This window comes from Ectopseudomonas toyotomiensis, from assembly GCF_017167985.1.
Lineage (GTDB): Bacteria > Pseudomonadota > Gammaproteobacteria > Pseudomonadales > Pseudomonadaceae > Aquipseudomonas > Aquipseudomonas toyotomiensis.
Window position 1 is genome coordinate 824,889 of the sequence record NZ_CP070505.1, and the last position, 15,175, is coordinate 840,063.

Sequence of the window (15,175 nt, forward strand, 5' to 3'; positions counted from 1 at the left end):
CAAGCAGACGCCAGGTGGCGCGTCACAGGGCGTAACAACGACGGACGGTCAATATGACAAAAGCTGTTCAAGTACGGCGCAATCGCACCGACACAGAGCAGTGAGTCGGCCTCCAAGCGGCGACTCGCACCAGGAGCGTTCCTTGTAGGATAAATAGTGCCACCAGGCATGATGGCCCTTTGACGGCCAGGCCTAGATTGCCAATACTCTCGTCTGACTGACGCTGCAAGCATCGACATAAGGAATTGCCTTTGAAGCTGGAATTGAAGAACAGCTTGTCACTCAAGTTGCTCCGCGTGGTGCTGTTGTCAGCACTCGTAGTAGGGGTGGTATTGAGTTGTGCGCAGATTGTCTTCGACGCCTACAAGACACGTCAGGCGGTGGCCAACGATGCCCATCGCATCCTCGGCATGTTCCGTGACCCTTCGACCCAGGCGGTATACAGCCTGGACCGCGAGATGGGCATGCAGGTGATCGAGGGGCTGTTCCAGCACGAATCGGTGCGTCACGCCTCCATTGGCCACCCCAACGAACCCATGCTGGCCGAGCGCACTCGCGATCTGGCACAGATGCCGACTCGCTGGCTGACCGACCCAATACTCGGTCAGGAACAGTTGTTCGCCACCAAACTGGTCGGCCGCGGCCCTTACAGCGAGTATTACGGTGACCTCAACATCACCCTCGATACGGCACCTTACGGCGAAAGCTTCGTCACCAACTCGGTGATCATCTTCATCTCAGGGGTGCTGCGCGCCCTGGCCATGGGCCTGGTGCTTTATCTGGTCTATCACTGGCTGCTGACCAAACCACTGTCGAAGATCATCGAGCACCTCACCAACATCAATCCCGACCGACCCAGCGAACACAAGCTGCCCATGCTCAAGGGCAACGAGAAGAACGAGCTGGGTTTGTGGATCGACACCGCCAACCAGTTGCTGGCCTCCATCGAGCGCAACACTCATCTGCGCCGTGAAGCCGAGAACAGCCTGCTACGCATGGCTCAGTACGACTTCCTCACCGGCCTGCCCAATCGCCAACAACTGCAACAGCAGCTCGATCAGATTCTCGAAGATGCCGGCCGCCTGCAGCGTCGCGTCGCCGTGCTCTGCGTCGGCCTGGATGACTTCAAGGGCATCAACGAACAATTCAGTTACCAGAGCGGCGACCAGTTGCTGCTCGCACTCTCCGACCGCCTGCGCAGCCATAGCGGTCGTCTCGGCGCACTGGCCCGTTTGGGCGGTGACCAGTTCGCCCTGGTTCAAGCCGATATCGAACAACCCTACGAAGCCGCCGAACTGGCGCAGAGCGTACTCGACGACCTGGAGCTGCCCTTCCTGCTCGATCAGCACGAAGTTCGCCTGCGCGCAACCATCGGCATCACCCTGTTCCCGGAAGATGGTGACAGCACCGAGAAGCTGCTGCAGAAAGCAGAACAGACCATGACCCTGGCCAAGAGTCGTTCGCGCAATCGCTACCAGTTCTACATCGCCAGCGTCGACAGCGAGATGCGCCGCCGCCGTGAGCTGGAAAAGGATCTGCGCGATGCCCTGGCGCAGAACCAGCTGCACCTGGTCTACCAGCCCCAGATAGATTACCGCGACCACCGCGTGGTCGGCGTCGAAGCGCTGCTGCGCTGGCAGCACCCGCAACATGGTTTCGTTGCACCGGACCTGTTCATCCCGCTGGCCGAGCAGAACGGCACCATCATTCCCATCGGTGAATGGATCCTCGACCAGACCTGCCGTCAACTGCGCGAATGGCATGATCAGGGTTTCAGCGATCTGCGCATGGCCATCAACCTGTCCACCGTGCAGTTGCACCACGCCGAGCTGCCGCGCGTGGTCAACAATCTCATGCAGGTCTACCGCCTGCCACCCAAAAGCCTGGAGCTGGAAGTCACCGAGACCGGCCTGATGGAAGACATCAGCACCGCCGCCCAGCACCTGCTCAGCCTGCGCCGCTCCGGCGCGCTGATCGCCATCGACGACTTCGGTACCGGCTATTCCTCGCTGAGCTATCTGAAAAGCCTGCCGCTGGACAAGATCAAGATCGACAAGAGCTTCGTGCAGGACCTGCTCGAAGACGAAGACGACGCCACCATCGTTCGCGCCATCATCCAACTGGGCAAGAGCCTGGGCATGCAAGTGATCGCCGAAGGCGTGGAAACCGCCGAGCAGGAGGCCTACATCATCGCCCAGGGCTGCCATGAGGGTCAGGGCTACCTCTACAGCAAACCGCTGCCGGCGCGCGAATTGACGCTGTTCCTCAAGCAGTCGCGACGACTGAGCTCAGCCGCGACGCTCTGAACGTCCCCCACAAAAACGCCGCGATCAGTCGCGGCGTTTTCGTTCGAGCCCGGCAAAAACAGCTCACCAGTGCTGTACACCCAGCAGCCAGGCCGTGGCCAATGCGCCGACCAGACACAGTACGGCGCCGCCAGCGGCTTGCCAGTAGAAGCTGCGGGCCAGCTCGTCCTCTCCGCTGTTGGAAAGAACGAACGGCTGGCGCTCACCAGGCTTGGCCATCTGGTGCCGCGCCGGCTCGGAGGCCTTTTGCCGGTGCCGATCCTCGGCTTCCAGTTGCGCCGCCAATCGCACGCGATTCCATTCCTGCTCGTCGAGCTCGCCGTTGCCGTCACTGTCGAAACGCCGCAGCAGCCCAACGTAATCGCCCTTCCATTCGCGGATCACTTCGCCCTGAGCAGCATGCCTGTCGAAGCCCTGCTGCGCAGCGCCACGGGTGCGAAAATCACCGATGGCATACAGCGGCTGGCCGACATGAAAACGTTCTTCGCTGTAGCGATAGCGCTGGCCGCTGGTGAGAAAGCCGAACAATCCGGTCTTGGCCGGACCCAATGGGTGCCGCAGGTTACCCTCCCAGACGTCACGCACCGCCGCACGAATCTCGGCGCCCCGCGGGTCGATCAGGCATTCGCCGGTGCCATCGACCAGGCGCAACCAGGCGTCACTGGCGCCGCTCTCGATTACCCGCCAGCTGCGCTTCTTGCCGCTGGAGCGATATTCCTCGATACGAAAGCGCCACCACAGGCAGGGTTTGCCAGTCAGCGGCCCACGCAACTGCATGTCCGGCAACGCTTCGAGCACACCATAGAGTTCGACGTAACCCTGCGCTGCCGAGCGGATCTTCGAGGTGGGCGTATCGAGCAGATGGCGTGCCTGCGACCAACCCCGCAGGCACCACCAGGCGCCGCCCAGGCAGGCGCCGAGGGTGAACGTGAGCGTGAAGAAGAAGCCGAAGGGGTCGACCTGCATCATCGGCAGGTTCTCAGTTGAACAGTGATTTCATGTCTACGTCGGCTTTTTCCGCCTCGCTGAACACCAGCAGTTCGGCGGCCTGGAAGTTGAACAGGCGCGCGATGAGTACATCGGGGAACTGCTCGATGCGCACGTTGTTGAGGTTGACCGCCTCGTTGTACAGCTCGCGGCGGTCGGCGATGCCGTTTTCCAGGCCGCTGATACGCTGCTGCAGATGCTGGAAACTGTCGTTGGCCTTCAGCTCAGGGTAGTTCTCTGCCAGAGCAAAGAGCTGACCGAGGCCCGCGCGCAGACCACTTTCAGCCTTGCCCAGGGCGCCGACATCATGTTGTTCGCGAGCACTGGCAACGGCACTACGCGCTGCAATCACCCGCTCCAGGGTCGAGCCTTCGTACTGCATGTACTGTTTGCAGGTTTCCACCAGCTTGGGCAGTTCGTCGTGTCTCTGCTTGAGCAGCACGTCGATGTTCGACCAGGCCTTGCTCACGCCATGCTTGAGGCGCACCAGCCCGTTGTACAGCGACACCGCGTAGGCGCCGAGCAGAACGAGGACAACGATGATGATCACGGCGGTCAGGCTCATGCAGTTTTCTCCAGGCAGAACTGCGAATCGGGTGCTGGCATTCTAACGGCAACGAGGTGGTTCGATAGCGATATCCCGCACAGCGACGAATAATGGCCTTTACACATAATGCGAAACATTTGCATTATGTTGCAGTTTTTTTGGTACCACTGAGTACCGTCCACATTTCGTACATGCAAAGGACCCCGCCATGATTCGTATGCCTCTGGCCTCCGCCAGCCTGCTGGCCATCGCCATTTCCCTCGCTGGCTGTGGCGAAGACAAAGCCCCCGCGCCCCAGGCAGCTGCGCCTGCTGCCACCACCGAGAGCGCGGCGCCTGCCACTGCGGCGAAGGTCGACGAAGCAGCGGCGAAGGCCGTGGTCAACCATTACGCCGATCTGGCCCTGGCCGTGTTCAGCGACGCCGCCAGCACCGGCAAGGCCCTGCAGACTGCCGTCGATGCACTGCTTGCCGATCCCAGCGAAGCGACTCTGAAAGCTGCGCGCGAAGCCTGGCTGGCCGCACGCGTGCCCTACATGCAGACCGAGGTGTTCCGTTTCGGTAACCCGGTGGTCGACGAGTGGGAAGGTCAGCTCAACGCCTGGCCGCTGGACGAAGGCCTGATCGACTACGTGGCCGAGGACTACCAGCACGCCCTGGGTAACCCGGGCGCGCAAGCCAACATCATCGCCAACACCGAGATCCAGGTGGGTGAAGACAAGATCGACGTCAGCGAAATCACCGGCGAGCTGCTGGCCAGCCTGAACGAGCTGGGCGGTTCCGAAGCCAACGTCGCCACCGGCTACCACGCCATCGAATTCCTGCTCTGGGGCCAGGACCTCAATGGCACCGAGCCAGGCGCCGGCGAGCGTCCCTATACCGACTATCTGGTCGGCGAAGGCGCCACCGGTGGCCACAACGAGCGTCGTCGTACCTACCTGAAAGCCGCTACCGATCTGCTGGTCAGCGATCTGGACGACATGGTCGAGCAGTGGAAAGACGGCGTGGAAGGCAACTACCGCAGCGAGCTGGTCGCCGATTCGGCCGACAACGGTCTGCGCAAGATGCTGTTCGGCATGGGTAGCCTGTCGCTCGGCGAACTGGCGGGCGAGCGCATGAAGGTCGCACTGGAAGCCAACTCCACCGAAGACGAGCATGACTGCTTCAGCGACAACACCCACAACTCGCACTTCTACAACGGCAAAGGCATTCGTAACGTCTACCTGGGCGAGTACAAGAAGGTCGACGGCAGCACCCTCACCGGCCCGAGTCTGTCCGAGCTGGTGGCCAAGGCCGACGCCCAGGCCGACGCCACGCTCAAGGCCGACCTGCAGGAAACCGAAGCCAAACTGCAGGCACTGGTCGACAGCGCCGAGAAGAACAACGTGCACTTCGACCAGCTGATCGCGGAAGGCAACGCCGAAGGCCAGCAACTGGTGCGTGACGCCATCGCTGCCCTGGTCAAGCAGACCGGCGCCATCGAGCAGGCTGCGGGCAAACTGGGCATCAGCGACCTGAACCCGGACACCGCCGATCACGAATTCTGATCGACATAGCGGACTGAAAAAGCCGGCGCCCCGATAAGGAGCGCCGGCTTTTTCATGCCTGCTGCCCTCGCCTGCTGTCAGCTCCGGGCCACCGCGCTGCGATATTCGCCAGGGCTCACGCCATAAACCTGCTTGAACTGCCGCGACAAGTGGCTCTGATCGGCGAAGCCCAACTGCATGGCCACAGCGACCGCCGTACAGCCCGTCTTGAGCAACGCCCGCGCCTGTTCCAGGCGTCGCTGCTTGAGCCAGGCATGCGGCGGCAAGCCGGTCGCGCGGCGAAATACGCGCGCGAAGTGAAAAGGAGAGAGGCTAACCGCAGCCGCCAGCTCTTCCAGAGACGGCGGCTCGACCAGGCGTTCGGCAAGCATCTGCTTGGCGCAGGCCACTGCCCATGGCTCACGCCCAGGCGCAGGTGGTTCGGCAAGCTGCGCATGATGCTGAAACAGCAGCAGAATCGCCTCACGCCAGGCCAGTTGCTGCTGCAGTGCCTCGGCACCACCCTCGAGCAGTTGGTGCAGTTGCAGAAAGGCCGCATGCAAACGTGGATCATGCAGCACGCTGAAGGCAAACGACGGCATGCCAGCCTTGACCAGGCCCAGCTCCTGCAGCACCCCCAGTACATAGGCGTTGTCGGGATAGAAACCGCGATAGCGCCAACCGTCTTCGTGCGCCTTGGAGCCGGTGTGCACTTCGTCCGGGTTGATCAGCACCATGCTGCCCTGCGGTGCCAGATGATCACAACCGCGATGACGAAAGCGCTGGGCGCCATGCTCGATCACGGTGAACACGAAACCTTCATGCACGTGGGGCGCGAAGCGCTGTTCAAGGTAGCGCGCCTGCAACAGCTCGACGCCGCTCAAGGCGGAAGCTTGCCAGAAGCGGGTCTGCTCGCGACTGTGCATCAGGCTCAGGCGTTGAAGCCCGCCTCCATTGCCTCACGCAGCGCCGGCCATTCCAGATCGGTGATGCTGTACAGCACGGTGTCATCGAGTCGGCCATCAGCCAGACGGCGATGGTTGCGCAGCAACCCTTCACGAACGGCGCCAAGCTTCTCGATGGCGCGTTGCGAACGCAGGTTGCTGGCGGCGGTTTTCAGTTGCACGCGAACCATGCCCCAATTTTCGAAAGCGTGCTTGAGCATCAAATACTTGATGCTGGCGTTCAACCCGCTGCCATGCTGGCCGCGGTCGAGCCAGGTCCAGCCGATTTCACAGGCCGGCAGGGTGTTCATGAAGTCGGCGAAGCGGGTGGTGCCTACCAACTCGTCACCCAGACGAATGACGAATGGCAGTGCCCGCTGCTCGCGCATATCGGCCAGGGCGCTGCGGTACCAGTCCAGTCGCTGGGTGCCGCTCATGTACAGCAGCTCCTCGCGATTGGCTTCGGCCAGCGCCACCAGCGCGGGGATATCCGCGTCAGAGAGCGGTTCCAGGCGCAGAGCGCCACGTTGCAAAGTCACCAGCTGCGGCTTGAACATAGGGTCCTTCCTCGGACAGAGTCGCAAACGCGCCAAGCTATCAGCCCCTGCGCTGCAGCACAATCGAGTCCCATCGCAAAGCACGCCTGCTTGGCTGCGACCTTGGTCGCAGCCGACAGCGCCCGGCTTTGTGCAACACTGATCAACATCGGCCTCGCCTCGGCGGCCAGGCTCATTTCGTTTCACTGTGCGTTTCGGAGTCTGCATGTCTCTGTCCCCCGGGTTGATCGCCGCGGTCGCCCTGATCTACATGGCCATTCTTTTCGCCATCGCCTTCTATGGTGACCGCCGCAGCACGCCTATGCCGCCGAAGATCCGTGCCTGGGTGTACTCGCTGTCGCTGGCCGTCTACTGCACCAGCTGGACTTTCTTCGGCGCCGTCGGCCAGGCCGCCGAACAGCTATGGTCGTTCATTCCGATCTACCTCGGGCCGACCATTCTGCTGCTGACCATGCCCTGGGTGTTGCAGAAGATGGTGATGATCAGCAAACAGGAGAACATCACCTCCATCGCCGACTTCATCGCCGCGCGCTACGGCAAGTCACAGTCGCTGGCCATCGTGGTGGCGCTGATCTGCCTGGTCGGCGTATTGCCCTACATCGCCCTGCAGCTCAAGGGCATCGTGCTCGGCGTCAATCTGCTGATCGGTGTACATGCCCAGGACACCGGCACCAGCGCTCAGGACACCGCGCTGATCGTGTCACTGGCCCTGGCGTTGTTCACCATTCTGTTCGGCACTCGCAACCTCGACGTCACCGAGCACCATCGCGGCATGGTGCTGGCGATTGCCTTCGAGTCGCTGGTCAAGTTGCTGGCCTTCCTCGCCGTTGGCGCCTTCGTCACCTTCGGCCTGTACAACGGCTTCCACGATCTGCTCGACAAGGCACACAACACCGCCGAGCTGGACGCCTTCTGGAACGAGGCGGTGAACTGGCCGGCGATGCTGGTGCAGACCGGCATGGCGATGATCGCCATCATCTGTCTGCCGCGGCAGTTCCACGTCACCGTGGTGGAGAACATCGAGCCCAAGGACCTGCGTCTGGCGCGCTGGGTATTCCCCGCCTACCTGATGCTGGCTGCGCTGTTCGTCGTGCCCATCGCCCTCGCCGGGCAGATGCTGCTGCCAGCAGGCGTGACACCGGACTCCTTCGTCATCAGCCTGCCGCTGGCCGAAGCCCATCCAAGCCTGGCGGTGCTGGCCTTCATCGGCGGCGCGTCAGCCGCCACCGGCATGGTGATCGTCGCCTCGGTGGCACTGTCGACCATGATCTCCAACGACATGCTACTGCCCTGGCTGCTGCGTCGGCAGAGCACCGAGCGGCCGTTCGAGGCCTTCCGTCACTGGATGCTCACCGCGCGCCGGGTCAGTATCGTGCTGATCCTGCTGCTGGCCTATGTCTGCTACCGTCTGCTCGGCGAAGGCGCCAGCCTGGCCACCATTGGCCAGGTGTCGTTTGCCGCCATTGGCCAACTGGCCCCCGCCATGTTCGGCGCGCTGGTGTGGAAACAGGCCAACCGCCGCGGCGTGTTCGCCGGCCTGATCTTCGGTGCCATGCTCTGGTTCTACACCCTGGTACTGCCACTGGCGGCGCGCGGCATGGGCTGGTCGCTGGACAGCTTCCCCGGCCTGACCACCCTGCTCTACGCCCCCATCGGCCTACAGGTTGATCCGCTGACGCGCGGCGTGGTGCTGTCACTGGCCGGCAACCTCTTGCTGTTCGCCTGGGTTTCCTGGTTCTCGCGTACCCGCGTTTCCGAGCATTGGCAGGCCGGGCGCTTCATCGGCCATGACATGGGCACCAAACCCAGCAACCGCAGCCTGCTGGCAGTGCAGGTGGCCGACCTGCTGATGCTGTCCAGCCGTTTCGTCGGCGAAGAACGCGCACGCCAGAGCTTCAACCGCTTCGCCCTGCGCCAGGGCAAAGGCAAGGACTTCGATCCCAACCAGCCGGCCAACAGCGAGTGGATCGCCCACACCGAACGCCTGCTCGCCGGCGTGCTGGGCGCCTCCTCGACCCGCGCGGTGGTCAAGGCCGCCATCGAAGGCCGCGAGATGCAGGTCGAGGATGTGGTGCGCATCGTCGATGAAGCCAGCGAGGTGCTGCAGTTCAACCGCGCCCTGCTGCAGGGTGCGATCGAGAACATTACCCAGGGCATCAGCGTGGTCGACCAGAACCTGCGCCTGGTAGCCTGGAACCACCGTTATCTGGAGTTGTTCGAGTACCCCGAGGGCCTGATCTACGTCGGTCGGCCGATTGCCGAGATCATCCGCTTCAATGCCGAACGCGGCATGCTCGGCAGCGGCGACCTGGAGGAGAACGTTGCCAAGCGCCTGTACTGGATGCGCCAGGGCACCGCGCACAGCTATGAGCGGGTATTCCCCAACGGCCGGGTGATCGAGCTGATCGGCAACCCCATGCCCGGTGGTGGTTTCGTCATGAGTTTCACCGACATCACCGAATTCCGCGAAGCCGAGCGTGCCCTCAAGGACGCCAACGAAAGCCTCGAACGACGGGTTGCCGAACGCACCCATGAGCTGTCGAAGCTGAACCAGGCACTGACCGAAGCCAAGGCCCACGCCGAAGCCGCCAACCAGTCGAAAACGCGCTTCCTCGCCGCGGTCAGCCATGACCTGATGCAGCCACTCAATGCTGCGCGACTGTTCTCCGCAGCACTAGCCCATCAGGACGACGCCCTGCCCAATGAAGCCCAGGAGCTGGTCCGGCATCTGGACAGCTCGTTGCGTTCGGCAGAGGACCTGATCACCGACCTGCTGGACATCTCACGTCTGGAAAACGGCCGAATCACTCCAGATCGTCACGCCTTCGCCCTCTCCAGCCTGTTTGATACCCTCGCCGCCGAGTTTGGCGTGCTGGCTGCCGAACAGGGTATCGACCTGCGCGTGCACGGTAGTCGCCAGTGGATCGACAGCGACATCAAGCTGCTGCGCCGGGTCCTGCAGAACTTCCTGACCAACGCCTTCCGCTACGCCAAGGGCCGCGTGGTGCTGGGCGTGCGCCGTGAAGGCGGACAGTTGCGCCTGGAAGTCTGGGACCGCGGCATGGGTATCCCCGAAGACAAGCGCAAGGTGATCTTCGAGGAGTTCAAGCGCCTGGACAGTCACCAGACGCGCGCAGAGAAAGGCCTGGGCCTGGGCCTGGCGATTGCCGACGGCCTGTGCCGCGTGCTCGCCCACCGCCTGGAAGTGCGTTCCTGGCCAGGCAAAGGCAGCGTGTTCAGCGTCAGCGTGCCGCTGGCGAGAAAACCGGCGCCGAAGCCGCAAGGCCCAGTCGTACCGGCAGTGGATGGCCAGCCCTTGCAGGGCACCCAGGTGATCTGCATCGACAACGAAGACAGCATCCTCACCGGCATGTACAGCCTGCTGTCACGCTGGGGCTGCCAGGTGTGGACAGCGCGCAATCGTCTGGAATGCGAGCACCTGCTCAGCGAAGATGTGCACCCGCAGCTGGCGCTGGTCGACTACCACCTCGACGAGGGCGAAACCGGTACCGAGCTGATGGCCTGGCTACGCACGCGCCTGGGCGAACCGGTGCCGGGCGTGGTGATCAGCGCTGACGGTCGCCCGGAGCTGGTCGCCGAAGTACACGCCGCCGGCCTCGATTACCTGCCCAAACCAGTCAAGCCTGCGGCCCTGCGCGCTCTGCTCAGCCGCCATCTGGTGTTGCGCGGCTAGGGGCAGAACGTTTCCGCCGAGCGAGACCACTGAAGGTTTGCCACCTCTATCGCGAGGCTCCCACCGGCATTGGCGCACCAGGCGCCATCGCTGGTGGGGACGCAACGCCAGCGAATGCCCGGCACTTCATCAATCTGACCGAGCGGCAGCAAGCCGGTAGCAACGGCCGGACACGTTCGCGATTTCGCGACTCGCGGCAACCCTGCGTTCGAGAGCCCCAACCAAGGACTGGACTTGCCAGGCACTGGCGTTGCACAAAACCTTCCAGGATCGCCCAACCCCCTGTTTCAGAGCGGCACAGACCTTACTGGCACTTTCGTAACGCCAGCCCACCAAGGCTAGGCAGAGGCAAGCCAGCACCCAACAATGGCCCATACACCGAGCGGTGCAATCGTCATTCGTGGAGCCAGCCATGTTCCTGTTCGCCCAACCATTCGATTTCCTGCGATGAACGCGCCACTGTCACGGGATGAACTGTCACCTCGGCAGCTGGACGTCGATAGCGACGGCCTGCGCCTGCGCACCTATGTCTGGGACAAGACCGACGCCCCGACCCTGCTGCTGGTGCATGGTTATCCGGACAATCACGAGATCTGGCGGCCGCTGATCCGCGAGCTGGCCGCCGACTACCGGATCGTCGCTTACGATGTGCGTGGCTGCGGTGCATCGGAGGTGCCGAAACGTCTGCGCGACTACCGTCTGGAGCAACTGGGTCGCGATCTCGAAGCGGTGGTGCAAGCCACCAGTGCGGATCGCCCGGTACATCTGGTCGCTCACGACTGGGGCTCGATCCAGAGCTGGGAGGCAGTAACCGAGCCACGCATGCAGCCGCTGCTGGCGTCCTACACCAGCATCTCCGGCCCTTGCCTCGACCATGTCGGCCACTGGATGCGCCAGCGCCTGAGCCTGCGTCGCCCTGATGCACTACTGCAGGCGCTGGGGCAGTTGCTCAGCTCCTGGTACATCGCCTTCTTCCACACCCCACTGTTGCCGGAGTTGTGCTGGCGTCTGGGCCTGGATCGCACCTGGCCCTGGCTGCTGCGCCGCCTCGAAGGTGTAGGCGATCTGCCAGCGAGCCCTACGCAGCGCAGTGATGGCATGCGCGGTGTGCAGCTGTATCGCGCCAATTTCATGCGCCGCCTGCTCAGGCCGCGCTCGCGCAGCACCCGCGTGCCAGTGCAACTGATCGTGCCGCTGAACGACCGCTTCGTACGCCCACAGCTATTCGAGTATCTGCAGCACTGGGCGCCACTGCTTACCCGTCGCGAAGTCCGCGCCGGTCACTGGCAGTTGCTGGCCGAGCCCAACACCCTGGCCGGCTGGCTGCGCGGCTACGTCAGCAGACTGGAGCAGGCTCGTCCTCGCACACAACCCGAGCAAGCGCCCCTGCGCTAGCGGTAGACGTCGCTCACTCGCCCAGTTCGTCCAGCGCCGGCAGATCGGCAGAGCGCTCGAGCAGTTCGCCTGGCAGGCTCTTGCTTGCGCGAGCGCCCAGCAGCTTGAGGTTTTCCACACGGCCAATGAGGTTGCCGCGACCGTCCACCAGCTTGTTACGGGCACTGGCGTAGGCCTTGTCCAATTGCTGCAGACGGCTGCCCATCTCGTCCAGATCGGCGACGAAGGCAACGAACTTGTCGTACAGCTGGCCGGCACGCTCGGCGATCTCGCGCGCATTCTGGCCCTGACGCTCCTGACGCCAGAGGCTGTCGATCACCCGCAGGGTAGCCAGCAAGGTGGTCGGGCTGACGATCACCACCTGCTGCTCGAAGGCCTCCCGGAACAGATCCGGCTCGGCCTGCAACGCCGCGGCGAAGGCCGCCTCGATGGGCACGAAGAGCAGGACGAAATCCAGACTGTGCAAACCTTCGAGGCGCTGGTAATCCTTGCCGGACAGGCCCTTGAGGTGGCTGCGCAGCGAGATCAGGTGTTGCTTGAGCGCCTGCTGGCGGATCGGTTCGTCCGCAGCCGCGACATACTGCTGGTAGGCGCTGAGGCTGACCTTGGCATCGACGATCACCTGCCTGTCGCCCGGCAGGCGGATCAGCACGTCAGGCTGAAAGCGCTCGCCACCAGCGCCCTTGAGGCTGACCTGAGTGTGGTACTCGCGCCCCTTCTCCAGGCCGGCATGCTCCAGCACCCGCTCCAGCACCAACTCACCCCAGTTGCCCTGGGTCTTCTGGCCCTTGAGTGCGCGAGTCAGATTGGTCGCCTCGTCGCCCAGGCGCTGGTTGAGCTGCTGCAGACGCTCCAATTCCTTGCTCAGGGAAAAACGCTCGCGCGCTTCTTGCTGATAACTCTCGTCGACGCGCTTCTCGAATGCCTGGATGCGTTCCTTGAGTGGGTCGAGCAACTGGCCGAGGCGCTGCTGGCTGGTCTCGGCGAAACGCTGCTCGCGCTCATCGAAGATCTTCGTCGCCAGTTCGGAGAACTGCGCGCGCAGCTCGTTGCGCGCGCCCTGCAGATCGTCGAGGCGCTGTTGCTGGTTATCGCGATTTTCCTGCAGCTCGGCAGCCAGCGCCGCACACTCGGCGGTGAGCCGACGCAATTCGGCTTCGTTGCGCTCGCGCTGTTGATTCCAGGACTGCGCGGCCTCACGGGCAATCTGCCGCTCCTGCTGCAGCAACTCGTTCTCACGACGCAGGCCGGCCAACTCGGTCTGCTGCTCCACCTTGATCTCGCTGACTTCGGCCAACTCGGCGCGACAGGCATCGAGCTGAGCCAGCAAGCCGGCCTGGCTCAGTTGTGCATGCTCCAGGCGTTCCTGCAGCAGCGCCTGCTCGCCTTGCGCGCGAGCCAGCCGGCGCTGCAAGGACCAAATGCCAGCCAATAACGGAACCAGCGCAACGACGGTGCCGATGGCGAGAGAGAGGGGATCGATTGGCATAGACGCTCCATGTTTGACCGCCGTGCAGTATACCCGCCGGGGATTTACACGGGGCCAGCACGCAATCAGCGCGACAGACGCTCCAGCTCCAGCTGAGCACTGCGATCGCCCGCGCGAGCAGCCTGGCGTAGCAGTTCGTAACCGATGCGGCGATCACGGGTATTACCGCAGTCGCGACAGAGCAATTGGCCCAACCGACTTTGCGCCTGCACACAGCCCTTGCGGGCAGGCTGCTTGAGCAGGTTGCCGGCGATGCGTTTGACGCTCGGTGTTTGTCCCAGACGCGGACTGTCGAGCAGCCACAGCGCAACGCGCATTGGCAGACGAGAAGATCCGGAACGAGTTGCAGGGGATGAAGAAGGCAAAGCGCGAGGCATAAATAAAGGGGGGTGACTGCCGGGGCGCGCCACTCTACTCCTTTTTTCTCGAAGGTAAAGTCTTGCCTGCCGGATCGATTGCGGCTGCAGAAAAGAGTTCCCTCACAATCCACAGAAGCTGTGGATAACTCCGTGAACAACTTGGGCGAAAGAACTCACAGGCCTGATGCCATGGGGCTCTCAGTCAAACTGTCGATTTTTTCACCAACGAAAAAAATTCATATTTTTCATTGACTTAAAAATCAACCACGAAAAATCAAGCGTTTAGCGGCGTTTCTGACAGTGATGTGACAGCCTGCTTCAGCATTGTGCACAACTCCCTGCGACAGATCCGCGCAGCGCTCTGTTTCGGGGCATCTGACGCGCCAGCGCAGGCATTACGCGGGGTGCGGCAATTGCCCCTGCACCAGAAACTGCTCCCAGTGAAACAGCCGCGGTTGATCCGGCGTTTGCGCATGCTTGAACGCCACGTACTCGCTCGTGGTTTCACACAACCAGGCCGTCAGATTACGCGGACGCTTCTCCGCGAACGCAGCCGGCACGTAGAGCGCGACATTGTTGCCACCGTCAGGACAGCGTGCCGAGCGGTACTCGAAAGCCTGAATGCCCGCCGCGCGCATCGACGTACCGAGACGCTGAGGCACACTGTAATCACTGGGGTGAGCCAACAGTGCGCCATGTTGATCGAAAGGCGGCTGTTGCAACTGGATACCTCGCTCGACGCGGTAACGCGCCTCGAAGGTCGAATGCTCGGAGAGGATGCGGCCACTGGGCGGCGGCACGGCCATGCCATTCCACAATACGAAACGGTAGTAGGCGGCCTCGGCCATCGCCGTTTCCAGACGCTGAGCGGCGTAGAACAGGCTGGGCTCGTGCACGCTACCGAAGCGCGAGCCCCAACGCAGCGGCGGATAACGAAACGGCGTCTTCAGCAGGTAGTGCAACGGCTCGGCGGCTTCAGGCAGCGGTGGTTTGCTGCTCTCGAGCAGTTCCTCGAGCAGGGCCTGTTCGGCCAGGTTATCCACCAGTTGCAGGGTCGCAACCTGCGCCTGGCTTTCCACCATGCGCAACAGCTTGCCGCGCAGCGGTCGCACCTGTCGCTCGCCGTCACATAGTTGCCAGATATCCATGGCGATACCTCCCAAGGGTAGAGCCTGCTCAAGGCATCGCGACGCTGGAGCCGTACAAGGCGCTGGGTTAGTGACAGCCTCCGGCTGATCACAGCAGGCAAGCAATGGCCAGAGCCGCAAATATGTATATTTATACAGTATTTTGATCCACCGCAATCCCCCCCTTCGGACGAACTGCGCTGGTCGTACGCAGCCTACCGAGCCCGTTCTCGATGCAGCAGGAC

11 protein-coding genes are annotated in these 15,175 nt (G+C 62.8%); 4 read left to right on the top strand and 7 right to left on the bottom strand.

Features of this window, described 5'->3' with window-relative positions; genetic code table 11:
- The first annotated feature begins 251 nt into the window (after positions 1 to 251).
- Positions 252 to 2,306, top strand: coding sequence for a putative bifunctional diguanylate cyclase/phosphodiesterase (locus JWV26_RS03725; protein ID WP_206418432.1), 2,055 nt, complete (start codon positions 252 to 254; stop codon positions 2,304 to 2,306).
- Positions 2,307 to 2,369: 63 nt separating this feature from the next.
- On the opposite strand, the gene JWV26_RS03730 is transcribed toward JWV26_RS03725, so the two are convergent.
- Together JWV26_RS03730 and JWV26_RS03735 are read right to left on the bottom strand one after the other, a co-directional pair.
- Positions 2,370 to 3,275, bottom strand: coding sequence for a GIDE domain-containing protein (locus JWV26_RS03730; RefSeq protein ID WP_074917073.1), 906 nt, complete (start codon positions 3,273 to 3,275; stop codon positions 2,370 to 2,372).
- Between the two features lie 10 nt (positions 3,276 to 3,285).
- Positions 3,286 to 3,858, bottom strand: a complete 573-nt coding sequence (locus JWV26_RS03735; RefSeq protein ID WP_017675063.1) for a LemA family protein — start codon at positions 3,856 to 3,858, stop codon at positions 3,286 to 3,288.
- A gap of 190 nt (positions 3,859 to 4,048) precedes the next feature.
- Here JWV26_RS03735 and JWV26_RS03740 point away from each other — a divergent pair, with 190 nt between their 5' ends.
- Positions 4,049 to 5,386, top strand: coding sequence for an imelysin family protein (locus JWV26_RS03740; protein ID WP_072425840.1), 1,338 nt, complete (start codon positions 4,049 to 4,051; stop codon positions 5,384 to 5,386).
- Positions 5,387 to 5,463: 77 nt separating this feature from the next.
- Here JWV26_RS03740 and JWV26_RS03745 read toward each other — a convergent pair whose 3' ends face one another.
- Both JWV26_RS03745 and JWV26_RS03750 read right to left on the bottom strand, forming a co-directional pair.
- Positions 5,464 to 6,291, bottom strand: a complete 828-nt coding sequence (locus JWV26_RS03745; protein ID WP_206418433.1) for a helix-turn-helix transcriptional regulator — start codon at positions 6,289 to 6,291, stop codon at positions 5,464 to 5,466.
- A gap of 5 nt (positions 6,292 to 6,296) precedes the next feature.
- On the bottom strand, positions 6,297 to 6,866 hold the full coding sequence (locus JWV26_RS03750; RefSeq protein ID WP_206418434.1) for a GNAT family N-acetyltransferase: 570 nt from the start codon (positions 6,864 to 6,866) through the stop codon (positions 6,297 to 6,299).
- A 205-nt stretch (positions 6,867 to 7,071) separates the two neighbouring features.
- Here JWV26_RS03750 and JWV26_RS03755 point away from each other — a divergent pair, with 205 nt between their 5' ends.
- Positions 7,072 to 10,560: a hybrid sensor histidine kinase/response regulator gene (locus JWV26_RS03755; RefSeq protein ID WP_093050021.1), complete on the top strand. Its 3,489-nt coding sequence runs from the start codon at positions 7,072 to 7,074 to the stop codon at positions 10,558 to 10,560.
- A 447-nt stretch (positions 10,561 to 11,007) separates the two neighbouring features.
- Entirely contained in the window at positions 11,008 to 11,955 is a 948-nt protein-coding gene (locus tag JWV26_RS03760) for an alpha/beta fold hydrolase (RefSeq protein ID WP_206418435.1), read from the top strand.
- Positions 11,956 to 11,968: 13 nt separating this feature from the next.
- Here JWV26_RS03760 and JWV26_RS03765 read toward each other — a convergent pair whose 3' ends face one another.
- The 3 genes from JWV26_RS03765 to JWV26_RS03775 all read right to left on the bottom strand — a co-directional run bounded on the left by JWV26_RS03765 (position 11,969) and on the right by JWV26_RS03775 (position 14,951).
- The gene (locus JWV26_RS03765; protein WP_072425845.1) at positions 11,969 to 13,444 is read right to left on the bottom strand and encodes a DNA recombination protein RmuC; all 1,476 of its coding nucleotides are present in this window, start codon (positions 13,442 to 13,444) and stop codon (positions 11,969 to 11,971) included.
- A gap of 65 nt (positions 13,445 to 13,509) precedes the next feature.
- A complete protein-coding gene (locus JWV26_RS03770) occupies positions 13,510 to 13,761 on the bottom strand; it encodes an SEL1-like repeat protein (protein WP_017675070.1) in 252 nt (83 codons plus the stop codon).
- A gap of 437 nt (positions 13,762 to 14,198) precedes the next feature.
- Positions 14,199 to 14,951 (bottom strand): RES family NAD+ phosphorylase, encoded by a 753-nt coding sequence (locus JWV26_RS03775; RefSeq protein WP_206418436.1) that lies wholly within the window; start codon positions 14,949 to 14,951, stop codon positions 14,199 to 14,201.
- Between the last annotated feature and the right edge of the window lie 224 nt (positions 14,952 to 15,175).

What these genes read in the sequence shown, in the direction of transcription:
- JWV26_RS03765 (WP_072425845.1), bottom strand. Translation starts at nt 13,444, where the DNA reads ATGCCAATCGATCCCCTCTCTCTCGCCATCGGCACCGTCGTTGCGCTG.
- JWV26_RS03730 (WP_074917073.1), bottom strand. Translation starts at nt 3,275, where the DNA reads ATGATGCAGGTCGACCCCTTCGGCTTCTTCTTCACGCTCACGTTCACC.
- JWV26_RS03760 (WP_206418435.1), top strand. Translation starts at nt 11,008, where the DNA reads ATGAACGCGCCACTGTCACGGGATGAACTGTCACCTCGGCAGCTGGAC.
- JWV26_RS03750 (WP_206418434.1), bottom strand. Translation starts at nt 6,866, where the DNA reads ATGTTCAAGCCGCAGCTGGTGACTTTGCAACGTGGCGCTCTGCGCCTG.
- JWV26_RS03775 (WP_206418436.1), bottom strand. Translation starts at nt 14,951, where the DNA reads ATGGATATCTGGCAACTATGTGACGGCGAGCGACAGGTGCGACCGCTG.
- JWV26_RS03745 (WP_206418433.1), bottom strand. Translation starts at nt 6,291, where the DNA reads ATGCACAGTCGCGAGCAGACCCGCTTCTGGCAAGCTTCCGCCTTGAGC.
- JWV26_RS03735 (WP_017675063.1), bottom strand. Translation starts at nt 3,858, where the DNA reads ATGAGCCTGACCGCCGTGATCATCATCGTTGTCCTCGTTCTGCTCGGC.
- JWV26_RS03740 (WP_072425840.1), top strand. Translation starts at nt 4,049, where the DNA reads ATGATTCGTATGCCTCTGGCCTCCGCCAGCCTGCTGGCCATCGCCATT.
- JWV26_RS03755 (WP_093050021.1), top strand. Translation starts at nt 7,072, where the DNA reads ATGTCTCTGTCCCCCGGGTTGATCGCCGCGGTCGCCCTGATCTACATG.
- JWV26_RS03770 (WP_017675070.1), bottom strand. Translation starts at nt 13,761, where the DNA reads ATGCGCGTTGCGCTGTGGCTGCTCGACAGTCCGCGTCTGGGACAAACA.